Origin of the sequence: Planctopirus limnophila DSM 3776 (genome assembly GCF_000092105.1) — a bacterium.
GTDB lineage: Bacteria > Planctomycetota > Planctomycetia > Planctomycetales > Planctomycetaceae > Planctopirus > Planctopirus limnophila.
In genome coordinates this window covers 2618078-2636140 of record NC_014148.1, presented here as the reverse complement: position 1 = coordinate 2636140, position 18063 = coordinate 2618078, and the positions used below count along the sequence as shown (strand labels likewise).

Annotated in this window: 15 protein-coding genes; 6 read left to right on the top strand and 9 right to left on the bottom strand. The window is 52.2% G+C overall.

All coding sequences use genetic code 11. The features are described 5' to 3' along the window. Window positions 1-97 precede the first annotated feature (97 nt). The 3 genes from PLIM_RS10500 to ndk all read left to right on the top strand — a co-directional run bounded on the left by PLIM_RS10500 (window position 98) and on the right by ndk (window position 2506). The gene (locus PLIM_RS10500; RefSeq protein ID WP_013110292.1) at window positions 98-493 is read left to right on the top strand and encodes an ArsR/SmtB family transcription factor; all 396 of its coding nucleotides are present in this window, start codon (window positions 98-100) and stop codon (window positions 491-493) included. A gap of 236 nt (window positions 494-729) precedes the next feature. Next, window positions 730-1881, top strand: coding sequence for a glutamine-hydrolyzing carbamoyl-phosphate synthase small subunit (gene carA / locus PLIM_RS10495; protein ID WP_013110291.1), 1152 nt, complete (start codon window positions 730-732; stop codon window positions 1879-1881). Between the two features lie 160 nt (window positions 1882-2041). After that, window positions 2042-2506 carry a nucleoside-diphosphate kinase gene (gene ndk / locus PLIM_RS10490; RefSeq protein ID WP_013110290.1) on the top strand — a complete coding sequence of 155 codons (465 nt, stop codon included), beginning with the start codon at window positions 2042-2044 and terminating at the stop codon, window positions 2504-2506. Between the two features lie 123 nt (window positions 2507-2629). Here the strand turns inward: ndk and PLIM_RS10485 are convergent, their stop codons facing one another. Then, a complete protein-coding gene (locus PLIM_RS10485; protein WP_013110289.1) occupies window positions 2630-3100 on the bottom strand; it encodes a RidA family protein in 471 nt (156 codons plus the stop codon). Window positions 3101-3461: 361 nt separating this feature from the next. On the opposite strand from PLIM_RS10485, the gene PLIM_RS10480 reads away from it, so the two are divergent. Further along, window positions 3462-4538, top strand: coding sequence for a TlpA family protein disulfide reductase (locus tag PLIM_RS10480; protein ID WP_196349567.1), 1077 nt, complete (start codon window positions 3462-3464; stop codon window positions 4536-4538). 28 nt (window positions 4539-4566) lie between these two features. Here PLIM_RS10480 and PLIM_RS10475 read toward each other — a convergent pair whose 3' ends face one another. From PLIM_RS10475 to PLIM_RS22790, 4 genes are all read right to left on the bottom strand, one after another. Further along, on the bottom strand, window positions 4567-6420 hold the full coding sequence (locus PLIM_RS10475) for a TolC family protein (RefSeq protein WP_013110287.1): 1854 nt from the start codon (window positions 6418-6420) through the stop codon (window positions 4567-4569). Further along, window positions 6417-7862 carry an HlyD family secretion protein gene (locus PLIM_RS10470; RefSeq protein ID WP_013110286.1) on the bottom strand — a complete coding sequence of 482 codons (1446 nt, stop codon included), beginning with the start codon at window positions 7860-7862 and terminating at the stop codon, window positions 6417-6419. The genes PLIM_RS10475 and PLIM_RS10470 overlap by 4 nt, the downstream gene beginning before the upstream one ends. 112 nt (window positions 7863-7974) lie before the next feature. Beyond that, window positions 7975-10266, bottom strand: coding sequence for an ATP-binding cassette domain-containing protein (locus PLIM_RS10465; RefSeq protein WP_052301555.1), 2292 nt, complete (start codon window positions 10264-10266; stop codon window positions 7975-7977). A gap of 37 nt (window positions 10267-10303) precedes the next feature. Further along, window positions 10304-11050, bottom strand: coding sequence for an ArsR/SmtB family transcription factor (locus tag PLIM_RS22790; protein WP_230849440.1), 747 nt, complete (start codon window positions 11048-11050; stop codon window positions 10304-10306). Window positions 11051-11126: 76 nt separating this feature from the next. Between PLIM_RS22790 and aroH the strand changes: the two genes are divergently transcribed. After that, a complete protein-coding gene (aroH, locus tag PLIM_RS10455) occupies window positions 11127-11498 on the top strand; it encodes a chorismate mutase (RefSeq protein WP_013110283.1) in 372 nt (123 codons plus the stop codon). A 30-nt stretch (window positions 11499-11528) separates the two neighbouring features. On the opposite strand, the gene PLIM_RS10450 is transcribed toward aroH, so the two are convergent. Together PLIM_RS10450 and PLIM_RS10445 are read right to left on the bottom strand one after the other, a co-directional pair. Then, window positions 11529-12383, bottom strand: coding sequence for a Swt1 family HEPN domain-containing protein (locus PLIM_RS10450; protein WP_041401575.1), 855 nt, complete (start codon window positions 12381-12383; stop codon window positions 11529-11531). Between the two features lie 272 nt (window positions 12384-12655). Further along, a complete protein-coding gene (locus PLIM_RS10445; RefSeq protein ID WP_013110281.1) occupies window positions 12656-13933 on the bottom strand; it encodes an ATP-grasp domain-containing protein in 1278 nt (425 codons plus the stop codon). Window positions 13934-14382: 449 nt separating this feature from the next. On the opposite strand from PLIM_RS10445, the gene PLIM_RS10440 reads away from it, so the two are divergent. Then, on the top strand, window positions 14383-14571 hold the full coding sequence (locus PLIM_RS10440; RefSeq protein WP_013110280.1) for a DUF6800 family protein: 189 nt from the start codon (window positions 14383-14385) through the stop codon (window positions 14569-14571). Window positions 14572-14976: 405 nt separating this feature from the next. On the opposite strand, the gene PLIM_RS10435 is transcribed toward PLIM_RS10440, so the two are convergent. Beyond that, on the bottom strand, window positions 14977-16647 hold the full coding sequence (locus PLIM_RS10435) for an MFS transporter (protein ID WP_013110278.1): 1671 nt from the start codon (window positions 16645-16647) through the stop codon (window positions 14977-14979). A gap of 282 nt (window positions 16648-16929) precedes the next feature. Further along, window positions 16930-18039, bottom strand: a complete 1110-nt coding sequence (gene tilS, locus PLIM_RS22785; RefSeq protein WP_196349566.1) for a tRNA lysidine(34) synthetase TilS — start codon at window positions 18037-18039, stop codon at window positions 16930-16932. Window positions 18040-18063: the final 24 nt, after the last annotated feature.

The window sequence follows — 18063 nt, the reverse complement described above, 5'->3', positions numbered from 1 at the left end:
TGGATTTGGAATAGTAAAATTTTGACCTGACTGATTTCACCCGCCGAATGGATCGGCGTCACTCAGTCATGGTCCTTTTAAGTAGAGAGCGAATATAATGATTTCGAACGTTGCCGAACCTTTGGTCGAAAAAGGTTCATCCTTCCCCGATCTGTCGACTCAGCTTGAGAAAGACCTCGTTCAGGTCTTTAAGCTGTTGGCCGATGAAACTCGCCTGCGTATCCTGATGTATCTGATGAAAGATCAGGAATTGCATGTGACTGCCCTCTGCGAGCGCCTGGGTCAGAGCCAGCCAGCAGTCAGCCATCATCTGGCTTTACTTCGAGTAGCCGGTCTGATTGAAGCCCGTCGCGATGGTAAGCACAATTTCTACAGTGTGCGCCAGAAGCATTTCCACCGCATTATGGCTGAACTCTTCTCCAGCATTGGAGATGGCGAGCGTGACCGAATCCGCTTCAAGAACTTCGTGCTGTCACAGGAAGAGAACGCCTAAGGTGCTTCCAGTCCGGGGATGATCCTGGATGTGATGGGTCAGATACATTGAGACTTGAGGTTTTGCTTACTTCAAAGGCTCGACAAAATGAGAGGAACCGTAGTGAAAACACTGCGGTTCCTTTTTTTACATTCATGATCGCGATACGCTTTGATAACGCTTGGAATCTGTGTGATGTCTTGAACTTGATCAAAGCCATTTTTTAAGGCTTTCCAGGAAAGGTGAGGCGCTGTCTGATGTCCCAAGAGGCTAAGTCTTCAGCTTGTCTGGCATTGGCAGACGGATCTGTTTTTTTTGGCTCTGCGTTCGGTGCCTCGGGTGAGGTCACTGGCGAAGTGGTTTTTAACACAAGCATGACAGGTTATGGCGAGATTCTGACGGACCCCTCCTATTGCGGTCAGATCGTGACGATGACCTACCCGCTAATCGGGAACTACGGCATCAACTTCGAAGATGTGGAAAGCAATGGTCCTCGTCTGAGAGCTTTTGTGGTTCGGGAATTGTGCCGAGCCCCGAGTAACTTTCGTTCAGAGCTTTCTCTGGATGATTATCTCCGCAAAGCCGGAGTTATTGGCCTCGAAGGGATCGATACCCGCTCGCTGGTTCGCCGCTTACGCAGCCAGGGATCAGTCACGGGTGTGCTTTCGACTGTCGATCTCGATCCACAGTCGCTTATTGCCAAAGCCCAGGCTGCCCCCAGCATTGTTGGTCAGGATCTTGTTCAGGAGGTCATGCCCGCTGCGAGTTTTGCCTGGACTGAAAGGCTGGGTAATTTCGCGACGTTGGCTCCGCAGGATTCCCAACCCACCCGCTATCACGTCGTCGCAATTGATTACGGCATGAAGTGGAATATCCTGCGACATCTGACCCAGGTTGGTTGTCGTGTGACGGTTGTCCCGGGGACTTCCACGGCAGCAGAAATTCTGGCATTGCAGCCGGATGGTGTCTTCTTGTCGAATGGCCCTGGTGATCCTGAGCCGCTGACTTATGCGATTCGGACAATTCGCGAATTGCTGGGTAAACTCCCCATCTTTGGCATTTGCCTGGGACATCAACTCCTCGGGCTGGCTGCTGGAGCGAGAACCTATAAACTGAAATTCGGTCATCGCGGTGCGAACCAGCCAGTGATGAATCTGCGGAACTCGAAAGTCGAGATTACCTCGCAGAATCACGGTTTTGCGATCGATGCTTTGACTTTGCCAGCGAATATCGAGGTCACTCACCGGAATCTGAATGATCAGACAATCGAGGGGATGCGACTGACCGATCAACCCGCTTTCAGTGTGCAGTATCATCCTGAAGCTGCTGCGGGGCCACATGACAGTGCGTATCTTTTCGAAGAGTTTTGCAGCCTGATGGATCTGTCGGTCGAGAAAATGAAGGCTTGACTCTGCATAGTGCCAGCTCAGGAAGCAGCGGGAACAATGACTGCTCGCAGAGAACACCTGACGATCGATACGCTGGTTTGGCCTATCGATTCACACATAGTTGCTGGAAAAATTGACTTGTCTTTAACTCACATTCTTTAGTCTTTGGGATTCGAAAGAAATGCCTACGGAACGTACTCTTGTCCTGCTGAAGCCAGATGCTGTTGCCCGACGCCTTGCAGGGCCGATTCTCACTCGTTTTGAGCAGAAGGGCCTACGCATTGCAGCTCTGAAGCTGATTCAGGTTACCCCGGAACTGGCCAAGAGGCACTATGCCGAACATGTCCAGAAGCCATTTTATCCCATGCTCGAAAGCTTCATTACTGCTGGCCCGACAGTGGCTTTGGTTCTTGAAGGCAAGTCAGCGATTAGTGTTGTTCGAGGCATGATGGGCCCGACCAATGGTCGCGATGCCGCCCCGGGAACCATTCGTGGCGATTATGGGACGAGTCGGCAGATGAACCTTGTTCATGGAAGTGATGGCCCCGAAGCGGCCGCGAAGGAAATCGCGATCTACTTTCAGCCGCATGAAGTGGTGGATGCCACTGAGCCACTTGCGCCATGGTTGTCGGCTGGTGACGAGTAAATCATATCCCTCATGGCGGAGCAGTCCCCTTTCGACTGCTGATGATAAATTTCCAACGCGTGTGACTCAGGATGACGTTGAGTCACACGCGTTGTTCATTGGCGGTTATTACTCGCCGAGAAGTTACTCTGGCTTGATGGAAACCCAGACTGCGACTTCGACAGCCGCATTCAAAGGAAGTTCGCTCACTCCGACAGCGACTCGGGTGTGTCTGCCGGCTTCTCCAAAGATTTCGAGCATCAGGTCGGAAGCACCATTCACCACTGCAGGTTGAGAACTGAAACCTGGCGCCGATTGCACAAATCCGTCAATTTTCAGTATCCGCTCAATGCGATCAATCGAGCTAAGTGCTTTTTGCAGGTGGGAAAGTGCATTCAGTGCACATTGCCGGGCGGCTTTGGCGGCATCTTCGATAGAAACTTCTGAGCCTACTTTGCCAGTATGCAGCACCTGGCCATTTGCCATGGGTAACTGACCGCTGGTGATCGCCATCTGGTGTGTGATCGTGACCGGGATGTAAGAGGCAATGGCCACTGGTGGTTGTGGCAGTTCGATCCCTAACGTTTTGAGACGCTGGGTGTATTCATTCGACATCGAGTTGATTCCTTGAGTGCTGCTGATGCTGAGTGCCGTGAGCTTGCTGCTGTATTCTTTCCAGAACTGACCAGCACGAGTATCCGGGATTCTCAGCTTGATACGGTAACAGCATCACAACTGCTGCCTGAGATCTCCGCAAGTGACTCACATGCCGAGTCTTTGCGAAATGGATGGTTTTTGAGAATTGTGTTTGCGATGTTCACCGGGCAACGAAATGATACAGAGGTCGTTGTTGGATCAATGGCTGTCGATGAATCGGGCGAGATGTCCGTATGTTGTAGATGCCGCAAAGAACGCGACTGTTGATGTCCTTCCGTGTCCACAGGTGTGAGTGAGTCCGTCGATGATCGCAAAAAACATGACCAGTAAGGCCGGTTGGACCGGTGTGCTGTTGGCCTTCGTATTCGTTCTGCTGGTGGCTGATTCTCGTAAGGCTCTGGCCCAGCCCCCCTTGCCTAAAAATCCGGGTCAGTGGGTCAATTCACAGCCATTGAGCTACGAACAGCTTCGTGGGAAAGCAGTTTATCTGGTGTTCTTCGAAGAAACCTGCCCCAAATGTCGGGCCGCCTGGCCCGATATCCTTTCGGCTGCTAAATCGAATGAAAAGCTGCCTGTTGTCTTCATCGCAGTGAACTCTGGAACACAGCGAGCGGAAGTCGAGCGATATGCTCAGCAGGTAAAAATCAACTGGCCGATCATCGTCGATACGGATCGCAGCTTTGAAAAAGAATTCGCCAGCAGTTCCGTGGGAGAAATCAGCCTGCAGAACATTCGCCAGATTCGCGGAATCAGCGCTGCTGGGAAAATTGAGAGCTTGCCTTACGACGACTACAGCGATGCCATCAAGGGACTCGCCCAGGGTGCCACATGGAAAGTCGAACGTGCGGAAGTCCCACCGGAAATGATTCCTCTGTGGCAACAGGTTGAATTTGGTGCTTACGGCGGTGTTGCCCAGCCACTGAAAAAGGCGGCCCTTTCCAATCGCCCTGAGGTCAAATCGGTGGCAGAAAAAATGCTCGCAGTGGTCGATGCCGAGCGGCAGGAATTAGAAAACGAAGCATTGGCTTCCGCCGAAGCGGGCAACAAGTTCAAGGCTTATGAGCTACTGCTCAAATTGAACGATACTTTTAAGGGCTACCCGCTTTCAGATGGTGCTGCCAAGTTAAAGAAAGATCTGCCGAAAGATCCCCAGGTGAAATCTGGGCTGGCTGCGCTTAAGCAGATTCAGAATATTGAGCGACAGCTGGCCAATGCCAAGCCCCAGCTTAAGGAAAAGCTGGGTGAACAATTATCAAAGATGGTCACTGATTATCCTGAAACACAGTTGGCCACTCATGCGGCGGCACTGCTTAAAGGAGCCGGTTTAGATGTTCCAGAGGCAGGTGGCGCGGCAGGTTCGCAAAATCCCCCTGCCATCAAATCGGGAACCTTTTAATTCGACTATGGGGGGCTTTGTTGACTCATTAGTTGGCGGGAACCAGGATTTCTTCGGGGAGTTCAGCCGCAGTTGCGGCCTTATAGTCAGCCTCTGCGGCGAAGTAACCTAGCAGGGCGAGAACTTCCTGAACACGAGCATCAAAGGTGGCCTGCTCGCGCAGGTTCAATCTCAAGAGATCGCTCGCGCCCTCATTTAATCGAATGGTTTCAAATCGTTGCATCTCTTCGTTGAGACGGACAGAAGCACTGGCCTGACCAATGGCACGATAGGCATTTTCCAGGGCAATGACGGCAGTGCGAACTTCGACGGAAATTTTATCAGCCGTGAATTGGCGTTTGGCCATATTCTGAGCCAGCTTCCCTTCGACCATCATGATTTTGCCGTTGGCGTTTCGACGTTGCAGAGGAACGGTAAACTGCAAGCCGGCTTCTCCCTGGAAGGGACCTTTATCATTGATCGAGCTGGTTGGCCCGCCGACATCTTTTTTGGCCAGGACATGGGCACCCAATGTGGGTAACAGTTCGTTCTGTGCCTTTAATAACTCGATAGACAATTGCTGACGGTCGAAATCGAGTGCCAGCAATTCCGGCCGGCGAGAGGTAGCGAAGGCAATATCGGCTTCCAGTACCTCGGGTGTCACCAGCATCGGAGTTGGAAACCTCGCAGGCAGCATGCTGTTGGAAGGGATAAAGGGATTGCCAGCAGCATCTCTCAAATAGAGTGAGAGCTTGACGGCCGAGCTTTGAAGCTTTTGTTCCGCTTCAATCAGCTTGACCTGTCTGGCAACAATTAAACGCTGGTTATCAATAATGTCTGATTCGGGACGATCACCTTCCTGGACTGTCGCGCGGATCTGTTGATCTCGATCCAGTGCCAGTGCCTGCAGCTCACGAGCCACTCGCAGCCCCTGCCCTGCGGCCACCCATTCCCAATAGGCAATTGTACTATCACGAATAAATTGCAGGAGCTGGGTTTTAATCTCTGGTTCGACTTTTGATTGACCAACCTGAGTAATCCAGAGTTCAGCGCGGCGTTTATCAATCGCACGGTTCTGCAAAAGTGGGATCGCCAGGCCAGCCATGAACTCGCCCCCATCGTTGGTTTCGCGATTTCCGTACCATGGTTCAAAGTTACCACGACCCGCGCGATACCCGGCAATCACTTCTCCACCATTCTGGAGCACGGGCTGGGCAATATCGACACCATTCCGATACGTCTGGTAGTAACCCAGGGGCTGGTTATTCAAATCAGCATTCAGCTTGAGGTCGAAAGCTCCCTGGGCAGCGAGATTGGCTCCATTGGCAATATTGCGGCCATAAAGTGCATTCCTTAAAAGAGGAAACGACATGTAGACCGAGTCGATGACACTGTTGAGTACCAGGGGTGGACTGACTCGCTCATCACCTACGATAGGAATCTCATCGGCATTCCCGGGGCTGGGAGGAATCTCCTGGCGGATCTTTCCGGGGAGCAAGGATCCCTCCATAAACTCATCGCCTCCACCGGCGGGAGGTGTGCTGACTTGACCTGGTGGGGACGATGCTCCCTGTAAAGCAGCGGTCTGCTCAGCAGCCGTTGCACCTGCAGGTTCTGCATCCAGCACTTCAGAATTGGCAAGTTGAATCGTGGATGAGGTCTCTTCCGCAGGCACCGGATCTTCTGGAATTTCAGGTGGGAAGGCAGTTTTGTTGGTTGTGTATCGAGAACTGGTCTCTTTGCCGGTGGTGTTTTCTTCGGAGATCTTGTGATTGGCGACGGTCGATTTCTCGACCGACGACGATGCTGGTGAGATGGAGCGAACCACACTTGTACGAGCGGTTGAGCATCCGGCTATCACCAGGCAACCAACAAGCATCCATGCTTGTCCGGATCGCGTCATTTTTTCCCTCGAAGAAGTTTGTCGTCCGTTGAACTCTTATAATCATCCAGTTGAATAGCGGGTGGGAATCCGTTGAGTTGTCTCCAGAGTTCCTGCCCGATCGTGACCCGATCCAGCAACACCCAGGCTCTGGCCCGAATCCCTTGCCTCAAGACATTGGCTGTGGGCCACGGCCTTGTTTCATCCGGATCAGGCAATACCAGCACTCGAAATTTACCAATTCCATCATCCATCGAATCGACGACAGCGACAACACCACCGAAGGTACCGACTGCGACTGAAGGCCAGCCGGAAAATTGAACCGCAGGCCAGCCTTCAAATTGCAGTCTGACTTTGCGATGCTGGCCATCTTTAGAAAGTGAGGCGACCAGCGGTGCATCGTTTCCATCGACCTTGATCTCGACAGCGCGATCTGCTGTTAATGGAACGAGTTCCAAAAGCGGCGTGCCTGCCGAAATAATTTTTCCTCCCTGAAAGTTTGTCAGTCGCAGGACATACCCATCAATCGGGGCTACCACCGACTGTACTTGCAACTTTTGTTTAGCTTGGATATCGGCGATCTCCTTCTCGGTACTGGCGATATCTCCCAACGACTTCTGATAAACGGCCCGTGCTGAGTCAATCTTGGTGATCGCCTCACGAATCTTGTAAAGTCGCTCGGCCTCTTTAGCCGACAGCTCGCTCTTCGCTGCTTCAACATAAGCATTGGCCTGTGCCAGTTTCGCCTGTTCCTCTTGAGCTTTTCGCTCAGCAATTTCGACTTCGTATCGAGATTCCACCTTCTGTTCAAAGAGCTGAATGCGTCGAATGCGATCCTTCTCGGCCTGCTCATAGGCGGCGGTCGCTGCTTTCAGGTTCTGCTGCTCAGCAAGCAACTTCTGCCCAGCCATTTTAATGAATTCATCCTGGGCAAGTTCCGTCTGGTTGCGAATGGCTTCAAACGCTTGAACCTGTTGTTCGTAGGCAATGGCAATGGTCTTTTCGGTCTCGAGTTTACGCTGAGTGGCCATGAACTGTTCTTCGAGGCGAAAAATCAAAGCCGAGTCGATGACCTCAATATCCATGAGGACTTCGCCTTTTTTGACGATCGCCCCTTCCACCAGCTCGGCACGAATATTCGTGATGCGACCTCCGATGGGAGCATCGATTTCCTGCAGGCGATGATTGGGATCATAAGTGATCACTCGCCCGGAACCGACAACGGATTGCTGCCAGGGGGCGAACATCATGACAATCAGACTGATGGGCAACGCCCACAATAGTGCTGTCGAGATCCAGCGAATCGTACTGATCGGCTGGGCCAGTTGGAGTGCCGGAAAGTTCTGGGCTTGCCACGTTTCGCCGACGTTCCATAGCCCCAGGGTAGTGTCATGCTGATCATGATGCCCACCAGCGGGCACAATTGTGCCTTGGGGTGTGGTACTGATTTGTGTGGAAGCCATGTTTCACTCCTTCCGAGCGAATCGTGGATGATGTTCGTGATGCAGGTCTGGTCCGTTATTCAGTCAGGACATCTGGAACTTCTTATCTGGAAATGAAGCTCGATCTGGCATTCTAGGTCGCAGGTAAGGATGGTTGACGAGGTGCTTCCAAAGGTCGAGATTCGGCACTGTCCATCTCGATGGTCTGGTCGCACAGCGCGGCAATATCGGGCCGGGAGGTGGCGATGATCGTGGTCCACGTTCTGTCTGGCGCAAAGAGGACGCCCAGTAAACGCTGCCGCAAGTGGTCGGGCAAGCCATCCAGCCATCCGTCAATCAGAAGCAGACGCGGAGAGCCTGCCATGGCTCGTGCGAGCATCAGTTGCATCTGCTCTGTTGAAGAAAGCGGGTCGCCTTTGGCCGATAGTTCGGTATGGATACCACCGTGTAAGGTTTCAATTCGAGCCATGAGTGCGACATCTTCGAGTCGTCGCTTGACGGTCTGATCACTGACGTCGGGTCGATGCAAATGGACGTTGGTGGCAATGGAAGCAGACAGAATCTCAGGCATCTGGACGAAAGCCACCTGTGATCTGACAAGATCTTTACGAAGATCATTCAGTGGTAAACCATCGAGCTCGATGATTCCCTCGAATTCGTAGGCCTCACCTGCCAGGGCCGAGAGAATTTTTGACCGATGCTCCGGCTGATTATCCAGAATGGCCAGCGATGAACCCGGAGTCACAGCACATGTCAAATGGGGAGTCATCCAATGACCGACACCGGGCGAATGGCCCCACGAAACATTTCGCATATCGAGAGCGATCGGTTTGCGTGATTCGGGCAACAAGACCCCTCTTTGCTGGGTCACAGGCAGGTCGAACAGATGGCCCAGTTTATTCACCGCTGCCATGAGATCGAACCACTCTTCAAGGTGCTTGCCCAGTTTCAGAAACGAACCCACAATAGTGGCGACGATCAGTTCGGCAGCAACCAGTTGGCCGAGTGTCAATTGTTCTCGAAGTACGAGATAACCACCCAGACCCAGCAGGGCGGTTGCTGCCACAGCCTGGAGTATCGCTAGAGCAATGTATTGCCTGAGAACAATCGTAAAGTGACTTTGCCTCGCATTGAGATAACGTGTGCATAGCGCATCGCTTCGTTGCCAAGCCAGAGCAGCACCATCAGGAGTACGGAAGATTGCGGGGACGCGAACCAGTTCTTCGAACCAGGCTAGTGCCATGTATTTATTGTTGGATTCTTCGATGGAAGTTCGCACCCCTCCGCGCCCCATTGTCAAAATGATGATCGACAACAGCACAATCAGGACAAGGTCATAACCGAGAAGAAACGGATGATAGAACGCCATCAATGTCATACCGACAATTGTCGCCAGAATGATCGCTAATCCATCCACCAGCAGGCTGCTGATGACTTTCTGAAGTGTCACCACTTCCAGAAACCGATTGACGAGTTCCTGTCCGTCATGATGCATCCATTCCGATTCTTTGACACGAGGAAGCCGCCATGCCAGATCCGCAGTAATGCGCGTGAACAGGCGGCGCTGGATCACTTCTGAGATGTAGATCTTCAGAATCTGGAAGGCGCCGAGCAGACTTAACAGCCCCAAAAGGATAATGCTCAGAACGATAATTGGCTGGAAGACACCACCAAAAGTCACCGCGCGGACGAGTTGTTGAGCCGCCAATGGAGCCGAGACTGATAACAGGCCAGCCGCACATGCCATCAGGAAAATCGTCCAGATTTCATTTTTTTCTGGCGCGATCATGCGCAGCAGACGTTTCCAGGGAGGCTGGTGGTGCTCGTGGCCGGCACCCAACCCATCGATATTGGGCTCAAAAACGACACAGCGCACAGCAACCTGTGGAAAACTCTGGACGAAATTGAGCCAGGGCAGATCTTTGCCGTAAAGATCATTAGCAAACTCCATGGCCAGCGTTTTTTTTCGTCCCGAGACGACGAACAGCCTCTCAGCCAGTTCTGGTGCGGCTTTCGAAGATGGAGCTGAGGCGTTTGGAATTGGCACAGTTGGAATTGGTTCAGTGCGACAAAGGGCGATACCACCATGTTTCGCAAGTGCATGAACTTCACTGATCGTCAGATCCATGAGCCGGATGGCCAAACCATGAGACCTGGCAACTTCGATGGCCCACTTCCACCACTTACTGTCGAAGTCACCCTGCCAGCACCGGGCGGCTGCTTCGAGTTCACGTTGAACGATCAGAGGTTCCCACGGATTTTCGGTGAGTCTACCGAATTCGACCAGTGCGCCGGCTAAAGCCGCACCCTGACTCGTTCCGGATGAGAAGCACTCGGTTTCATCTCCGTAGTCGTTTCGATCAGTCTCCGCGTGGCGGAGTTCCCCCGGCTCAGCTCTCGATGTCGAAGATGATAATCTGCTCACAACCAATGCTCTCCAGGAGATTCAATTTTGATGCAAATTATGTCGGCTGGGTCGTGGAGGAGTCTGACAGATCCATCGGTTTGTCGACCACAACCGTTTCTGAATAATCTGTTGGATTGAAATTGCGATGTTCACCGAGTGAAGTCTGTTCCGGCAAGCGATCGCCTGACATTCCATTAGATCGTGATGGCTCCGGCTGAGGGACGACCTTCTGATGCAGAACGTGTGCCTCCCAACTCATCGACGAACTGGCATTTGTGGATGCATTGCTACTTGTCCCGGAGTTCTCTATTTGATCGGGTGTGGGTTGATCGAGGAACACATTTCCCATTCTCAGCCACTCGGCGAGCCGGGGATTTGCCAGCCGGTAATAAACATGCCTGCCTGAACGGCGTTCTTTGAGCAATTTGCGCGTTCTTAAGAGTGCCAGGTGTTGTGAAACACCGGAGTGGCTGATTCCTAGCAACTCTTGAAGAGCATTGACATTACGTTCACTGTCGCGCAATTCTTCCACAATCTGGACGCGGCAGGGATGCGACAGGACTCCAAGAAGCTCAGCCATTTCCCTGGTAGCAACAGTCGAGGACGGCATCGATCGACACCTTTCGATGTTTGAATCTGTGTACGGGTTACTGTTACGACTGTAGATACGTTGATCGGCGTTAGAAAGATGACAAAATCGTAAGAAAAAGTTTGGCAATGACAAGTTGAACAAGGTTGTCATGCTGGCTGCGGCAAGAATTGCTGAACAAGCCTGTGGGTGGCTGTCGGGCAGGATGGTCAATCGTTACGATCTGCAACGATTGATTGAATGTCTGCGGATCGAATGTTCAAGCGAGTTCGAGAGGGAGTGGGCTGAGATGTCCGTCAGAGGAATTCGTGGTGCAACCTGTGTGGATTGCGATAATCCTGAACTGCTTCTGGCTGCGACTCGAGAACTCCTGGCAGAACTGCTTCAGCAGAATGAAATCGTCGATTTCGACGAAATCGTTTCAGCGATCTTCACGACAACCCCCGATCTCACCTCGACATTTCCGGCCGAGGCGGCTCGCGCTCTCGGGATGAGGCAAGTGCCACTCCTGTGCGCATCAGAGATCGCAGTTCCCCAGGCGTTGCCACGTTGTATTCGTGTGTTATTGCATGTGAACTCAAGTAAGGCACCCAGTGAAATTGTGCATGTCTACCTGGGAGAAGCCAAGAAGTTGCGTCCCGATATTCAGAGTGCGCAGTAACTCTTACTCGCACTGTGGATGAGCGAACGATCAGCGCGGAACTTTGGAAATCAGTTCCAGAGGATTTGCACTCTGGTCAATCATTTCCAGTGTCTCGTGAGCGAGCGTCGCATCAGCCTCTTCCCGAGGATCGAGAATTTGAGCTCGTCTATGCCGATGTGCAGGCGATTGTTCACAGTACGGGCAAGATTCTGTGTAGATGACCCTGCGGCAATGAGCACATTCATGGACGCCAAAGACCGGAATTGCAGCACTCAGACGCTGATAGATGAAGTAACCAAAGGTAAAGATCACGAAGGCAATCAGCAGTAATGTGGCCAGCCAGTGACGCTCCCACAGAAAGCTCCACAACGTTGTGACCAATGCAAAGCAGCAGAGACTGTAGAGTGCGATGTCGAGCAGACGCCGTCGATTGAACCGAATTCTGGCCAGTTCGCGATTGACGCGATGCCCGAATTTCTGCCGGAGTGCATCGACCTTTTCATCTTCTAACTGAGTCGCCCGCTGGGTGTGGCCTGTCGCCACCAATAACCGCTGAACGCTATCGAGCACTCGGTAGGCATCGTCTTCAGTGAGAAACGACTGATGAGCTAACTGATTACGAAACTCACGCAGTTCGCTGATCAGGCTCCGTTCAAAGATTCCCAACTGATGGCGAAAGCAGTGATTCCACTGTTCCCAGACCACATTCAGCAAGATATGGGGATCTGACAGCGGATCGGAAAATCTGGCAGAGGCCATGTTTCGATCACCGCGAATCTGCGCAAGAATGACTTCTTCGACTCGATGTCCATACGACTTGCTCAATTCCTGTCGAATGAATGGGGTCCACTCTTCGACAAGGATTTCGAGGGCCAGATGGATGCGATCGGCAGGTGTGGGCACGATGAAGACTTTACTGCGACAACGTCGCACTCACGGAGGGATCGATTTCGGACAAATCGGAGGGGCTGTTCAAGCTCGCGATCAATCAGGATTCGATGGAACAGCATTCGTCTCGCTATGATTGTGGTCATCAACAAGATGTCCAAGGGCCACTCTTGGAACAATCTCGGTGTAAAGCCTGATAATTCCGGGAAGTATCGCCGAATGTAAGGCTTATGACTGATGATCTAAAGATTCATGCTGTATGAATTCGTCTGAAAGTAGGGAGGTCGTCAGGCAAGCTTCAGCTCGGGAAAATGAGTCGTCAGTTGAGACCAATGCTCTGCGCATTGTCGGCGGGCATCGGCAATCGAAGAACCCCATCCGAAGAGGGTGCAAACCGGGTATCCACTGGAAATGAGACTTCCAGGCATGGGGATATCGGCAATCACTTGATGAGGTGATGCTTGTGGAAGGAATTTGCCAGAATGCGATTTCAACCAGGGAACACGCAAATCCGGCGCATTAAAGGCTTCCCCTGCATAGACGATCTGCTTGCAACCGAAGTCGGGGCGCTGCGAATGATCCCCACCTGTTGTTTTTTTCCTGGAAGTTGCGGACACATCTCTCAAACAAGGTGGCATCAGTTCGCTCTGCCAGGCCCTGAGATGAAGATCCATCAGCGATGCGGGATGGCCGACTGTTCCTTCCAGAATTTCACAACTCGCCGTGTAGCGCGGGTTGATTTCGATCGGTCGCCACGACTCATCGCAGCGAATGCCATCAATTCCCAGAATTCCCGACAGGCCCGTCGCTTTGACAATCGCGTTCGCCAGTGAACAGGCCAGCTCATCGATCGGTGGGGGAACAGTGATCGGGCCCACGGAGCCGCGATAACCATATTTTCCCCAGGGAGTGCCCATCAGACCTTCAGTCCAACCGATTCTCTCCACATGGGTTGAACTCGCCATGAAGATGCAGCTTTGCGGAACCCCATGGACTTTTTCCTGCAGGTATTCAAGCTCATCAAGCGAATGAGGGAAGCTCTCTTCCATGATGTCGGCTTGAGAGACATCGCGAACATTGAACCCTCCCCCGGAGTGCAGCGGTTTACGAATCAACTCTTGAACTTTGGATAGATCGATTTGAGTCGCTGGTCGTAATTCGGAAGGTACGACTGGGCCGGGAAGGATCACCGCCAGAGGATTCCCACCGATACTGGCAAACGTTTCCTGCAGAAAGCGGGGATCACGAATCCGTTTGAGAAGCCGGGGTGAAACTCCAAGCAGCGGAATCGAGCATTTGTCGGCTTGCTCTGAGAATCTCGATGCATCTGCGGGCCAGTTCTCAAATGGGCCTGTGTATGTCCAACCTTGCACGTGTTCGACATGGGCGAGATCAAAAGACCAATTCTTGGTTTCTGCGGGAAGTGACTGCCAGATCGATGATTCTTGAAGATCCAGATCTCCGTACTGGTCATAGGCGATAACTTGCCACCCGCCACGCTGAGCCGAGTCCGCTGCAGCACGCACACTTCCCCCTGCGATCAGAATTTTGGGGGTCGTCTGCATGAAGATCACATTTCTTGAATTGTGGTTCAGAATGCGAAAGTGGAACTGATCATGAAAATAAGTGTTCTTATGAATATTTTCTGGTGGTCAGTTTTCGGCATTTGGGTGGTTCGCAAATGAAGTTACGGGACTCCTTTCGCCGCCGAAATGGAATTGTCGTAAAAATCGTCGTGTTTCTGGGATAGGCATTCACTTGTTCTGCGTGAACTTAGCTGCTATTTTTCGCAAATGCGGAAACGTTGTCGCTGAATATTTGCGGTGGAGTGCAAACATGGTCTACCGACCACGAACAAAATTGGTGAAGTTGAGGAAGTCGATTCGCTGCCCCAAGTGCGGCAAGCTGGTTGGTTTTGCCATTCGTTGCAAGACTTGCCACAAGAAGCTTCGGTAGTATCTTTCCCATTGGATTGTTTGGTGTTTTTCTCAACTTGACCTGAACTGGATTTCAGATGCCTCGTACAGAACGTGACCGTGAGTTGGCCAAGCGTCGCCAGCGTAAGGCCAAGATCAAGAAGCTCGAAAAGAAGTACGCAGCTGCGACCTCAGCCGCCGACAAGGAACTCATTGTGGCCAAGGTTCGCCGCATGAGTCCCATGCTGAACTTTGTCGCTCGCGTTGAAGGAACCGAAGCCAAGTAGCACCATTGGCATTTGCCACTGTGCTCGCTTGTTTCAGTGGGCTCGCTTGGTTCCGAGGTGTGTAGAAGGTCTGCTATAAGCCGCTGTCACCGGCTCACATGATGACAACTTCAGGGTGATGCCAGAATTGGCTTCGCCCTTTCTTCATTTTGGGGTCTCCTGGCGGCTATCCAATTATTGAGCTGTGCGCTGTGGAAGAATCCAACAGCATTCCACTCATTTTGGCCCTGTGATCAGCTCTCGGCCCTGAGATCAGCCATGCCCGCGTGGCCATTGTTGGAGCACAAAACAAAACGGCCTCCACATATCGAACTCAGTATGTGGAGACCGTTGAGTGGCTCAGTTCTCAAATCCCAAGGCGTCTGGAAAACGAATCCAGACGCCACGGGTCGAGTATTGGCGCGATTAACTCTCAGCAGTGCCAAGATCTGTGCCGGTATGCACATTGTCTTTGGATGAGAGATCCTTGAGAGTCAGTGGGCGATAACCACCAATGCTCTTGAAGTAGATCATCAGGCAGAGATAGATCGCTGCCATGGTCGCCGGGATCGCTGAATCTGCCACGAGAGTCTTTCGATCACCAGAAATGCTGGCTGCCACCACGATTTTGTCGTCTTCAGTTCTCTGATCAGGTTTCTTTTCCTGGATTGCTCCCAGTTTCTGGCCATCAATCCCCTTGGCTGCCGGGAAGAAGAGGAACGTGCTCTCTTTGGAGGCTTTGTATTCTTCAAACAGAGCTGGTTTTTCGGCTTTCAAGGCTTCACCTGCAAATCGATCTTTAGCATAGCCCAGACCTTGCGATCCCATCAGACCGGCGGACAGCATCCCGATACCACCCATGATACTGATGGCAACAGCACCCGTTCGTGGGAAGCGGTCACTGGTCACAGCGAGCATTGTGGGCCAGAAGAATGTTTTGCCAAACCCGTAAACTGTCAGTGCCAGCAGAGCCATGGTGAATGAATCGACTCGACTGGTCAGATTCAAACCGATGAAAGCCAGGATCGAGCAGACGAGGAGAATTCCCACAGGTGAAAGGCCCATCTGCTTCTCAATAAAGTGAGCACAGAATCGCAAAGCAAACATCACAGCGGATGTAAACACGAAGAGAATCTTTCCTTCCTGGGAGGTGAGGATGTTTCCCGTAATGTTCTGAATCCAGCCATCGGTACCAAGTTCCACGGCACCAACCAGAGCGTGAGTGACAAACAGTACAAAGAGCAGGAATGACCCAAGGCTGAATTTCGTAATCACGCCGACCGCAATCAGGAGTGCTCCACCGATGCCGTATCCCACATAACCTGCCATCGGCGAGCCTTCGGCAAACAAGGGCTTGAGAACATCCCCAAAGAAGAGCGAAAGCAGATAGCAGACCACGAGTCCACCGAGAAGACCCACATCCTTGAGCATTTCACCCAATGAGAGTCCTTGCTTGGAAGCTTCGCTTTTCGGCATGGCCTGTCCCAGAAACATCAGCCCATAGACCACTGTGGGTAACAGGAACAAAGCTAATTGATACTTCCAGGGGACGTTGAACATATCGTCCAGCACCCAACCGGCAGCCGCTCCAATGATCATCCCGGCAGGCCAGCTTGCATGCAGAATATTGAGATAATGCGTGCGGTCATTTGGAAAGACTGTAGCCACCAGGGGGTTAGCGACGGCTTCCAGCGTTCCGTTGGCAATCGCAAAGATGAACGTTCCCCAGAACAGGAAGTTAAAGGCGGTTGCCTGGCCAGCTGCAATGGCGGCTGCGTCTCCCGTGGGAGTGACTGCTGCAAATGTGACGAAAGCTGACAGCACATGAAACGCAAAGGCGGCTACGACGAGTTTGCCATAGCCAATCTTATCTGCGATCACGCCACCGATAATGATGCCGAAACAGAACCCGGTAAATCCCGCACCACCAATCACACCAAGCTGAGCATTGGTAAAGCCAAATTCCCTGCCCCAGTTATCGAGAATCCCTCCACGAATTGCGAACCCCACACCGGCGGCAAGAATTGCTGTGAATCCAGCCCAGAGCAGGCGGTGAGCATTCGGCGCAGCACCTGCGGTCATCGTCGCAGAAGTCATTACGGATGTTCCTCTTGAAAGGCTCGGCAACAGGAGACAAGAAAGGACTGAATTGTCCGTCATTCACAAGATCAGAAGCTAATACCGGCTCGTAAGGCAGGCTTTCCAACACGCTGATTCGAGACGAGCAGTCATCACCACCGTTCGATGGAGATTTTCGCCGCATCGTATCGACGTTCGTGCATGTTTTCCATGTTGAGATCGTGGATGTCAATCATTTCATGACACAGTTTCGCCGGAATGTCAGGAAACTGGGAATCAAACAGGTCTGGTAACGAATTGTCATCGGGCGGTTTCTTCCCAATGGATCGGCGTCAAAGAAAACCAATCGCGTCGGCGTGTCATACGGATCCCCCCCGGAAAGTCTCCTGATAAAGGTTGCTTGTACTCTCCCAGAAACTCACAGAGGCGTTCCAGATGTCTGGCTGCCAGACCTTTTCTTGGCCACTGATTTCTAATCCAGATCTGCTTAAACGCTTCTCGCTGGATGATTGGTTGTCGTTTTCCCCACGGTGCAACCTGAAATTTCCCCAGGCTGCCTTCAAGCACACTCTCCTTTAAGAGTTCGTCTGCCAGGTTCTGCAGAAGCGTTTCCACTTCCTGGCTGTGCTTTGCCAGTTGAAGAAGACTTTGCGCTGATGTCCGCTGGATTCCCATTTTGATCAGAGCATCGTCCAGCGCAGGAAGCACCAGTTGCCTCAAGGCGTTTCGTGTCCAGACGGTTTCGTTATTGGTGCCGTCCTCCCGCCAATCTTGTCCGATCTCCACGAGAAATTGGCGAAGGGTTGATTTGTTCAAGCTCAATAGTGGTCGTTCCAGTGTCAGCGATGGCTTAAAGGGCTGCGATCTCCGCATACCTGCCAGTCCACTGAAACTGCTCCCTCTGAGCAGGTGATGCAGTACGGTTTCGGCTTGGTCATCGGCATGATGGGCTAGAACAATACATTTTGCCTGATGTTCCCCAGCGACTCGTCTCAAGAAGTCGTAACGAGATCGGCGGAGTGCTTCTTCAGAAATCGAAGCATGATCGATTTCACCAGCCCCCTGCCCCGCTTCGCTCTGCCGATCACCGATCCGTACATGCAGTTGCTCCTGAACAGCCAGTTGCTTCACCCACTCTGCGTCCTCGTCAGATGCTTTCCCTCTCACCTGATGATTGAAATGAGCAATCAGCCAGTCCGATTTTTCTGGGAAACCGTGATCCCGTCGCCACTCATCGAGCTGCGAAACCCACAGGAATCCGTGCAATAAAGCCAGGCTGTCGATTCCTCCCGAGACAGCCATCACCAGACGAGAAGATTCTCGTTTTGAAGAGACACAAGACTTTACCCACCAGTCACAAATTGCGGCCACGACAAGGCGCGCGGCTGTGCCGGTGGAATCATCAGACATGTGGGCGGATGGATTCATTAAGCA

Excerpts from the sequence above, each read along its gene's own strand:
- PLIM_RS10440 (WP_013110280.1), top strand. The coding sequence starts at position 14,383 with ATGCCTCGTACAGAACGTGACCGTGAGTTGGCCAAGCGTCGCCAGCGT.
- ndk (WP_013110290.1), top strand. The coding sequence starts at position 2,042 with ATGCCTACGGAACGTACTCTTGTCCTGCTGAAGCCAGATGCTGTTGCC.
- carA (WP_013110291.1), top strand. The coding sequence starts at position 730 with ATGTCCCAAGAGGCTAAGTCTTCAGCTTGTCTGGCATTGGCAGACGGA.
- PLIM_RS10500 (WP_013110292.1), top strand. The coding sequence starts at position 98 with ATGATTTCGAACGTTGCCGAACCTTTGGTCGAAAAAGGTTCATCCTTC.
- PLIM_RS10480 (WP_196349567.1), top strand. The coding sequence starts at position 3,462 with ATGACCAGTAAGGCCGGTTGGACCGGTGTGCTGTTGGCCTTCGTATTC.
- tilS (WP_196349566.1), bottom strand. The coding sequence starts at position 18,039 with ATGTCTGATGATTCCACCGGCACAGCCGCGCGCCTTGTCGTGGCCGCA.
- PLIM_RS10445 (WP_013110281.1), bottom strand. The coding sequence starts at position 13,933 with ATGCAGACGACCCCCAAAATTCTGATCGCAGGGGGAAGTGTGCGTGCT.
- PLIM_RS10435 (WP_013110278.1), bottom strand. The coding sequence starts at position 16,647 with ATGACTTCTGCGACGATGACCGCAGGTGCTGCGCCGAATGCTCACCGC.
- PLIM_RS10470 (WP_013110286.1), bottom strand. The coding sequence starts at position 7,862 with ATGGCTTCCACACAAATCAGTACCACACCCCAAGGCACAATTGTGCCC.
- PLIM_RS10485 (WP_013110289.1), bottom strand. The coding sequence starts at position 3,100 with ATGTCGAATGAATACACCCAGCGTCTCAAAACGTTAGGGATCGAACTG.
- PLIM_RS10475 (WP_013110287.1), bottom strand. The coding sequence starts at position 6,420 with ATGACGCGATCCGGACAAGCATGGATGCTTGTTGGTTGCCTGGTGATA.
- aroH (WP_013110283.1), top strand. The coding sequence starts at position 11,127 with ATGTCCGTCAGAGGAATTCGTGGTGCAACCTGTGTGGATTGCGATAAT.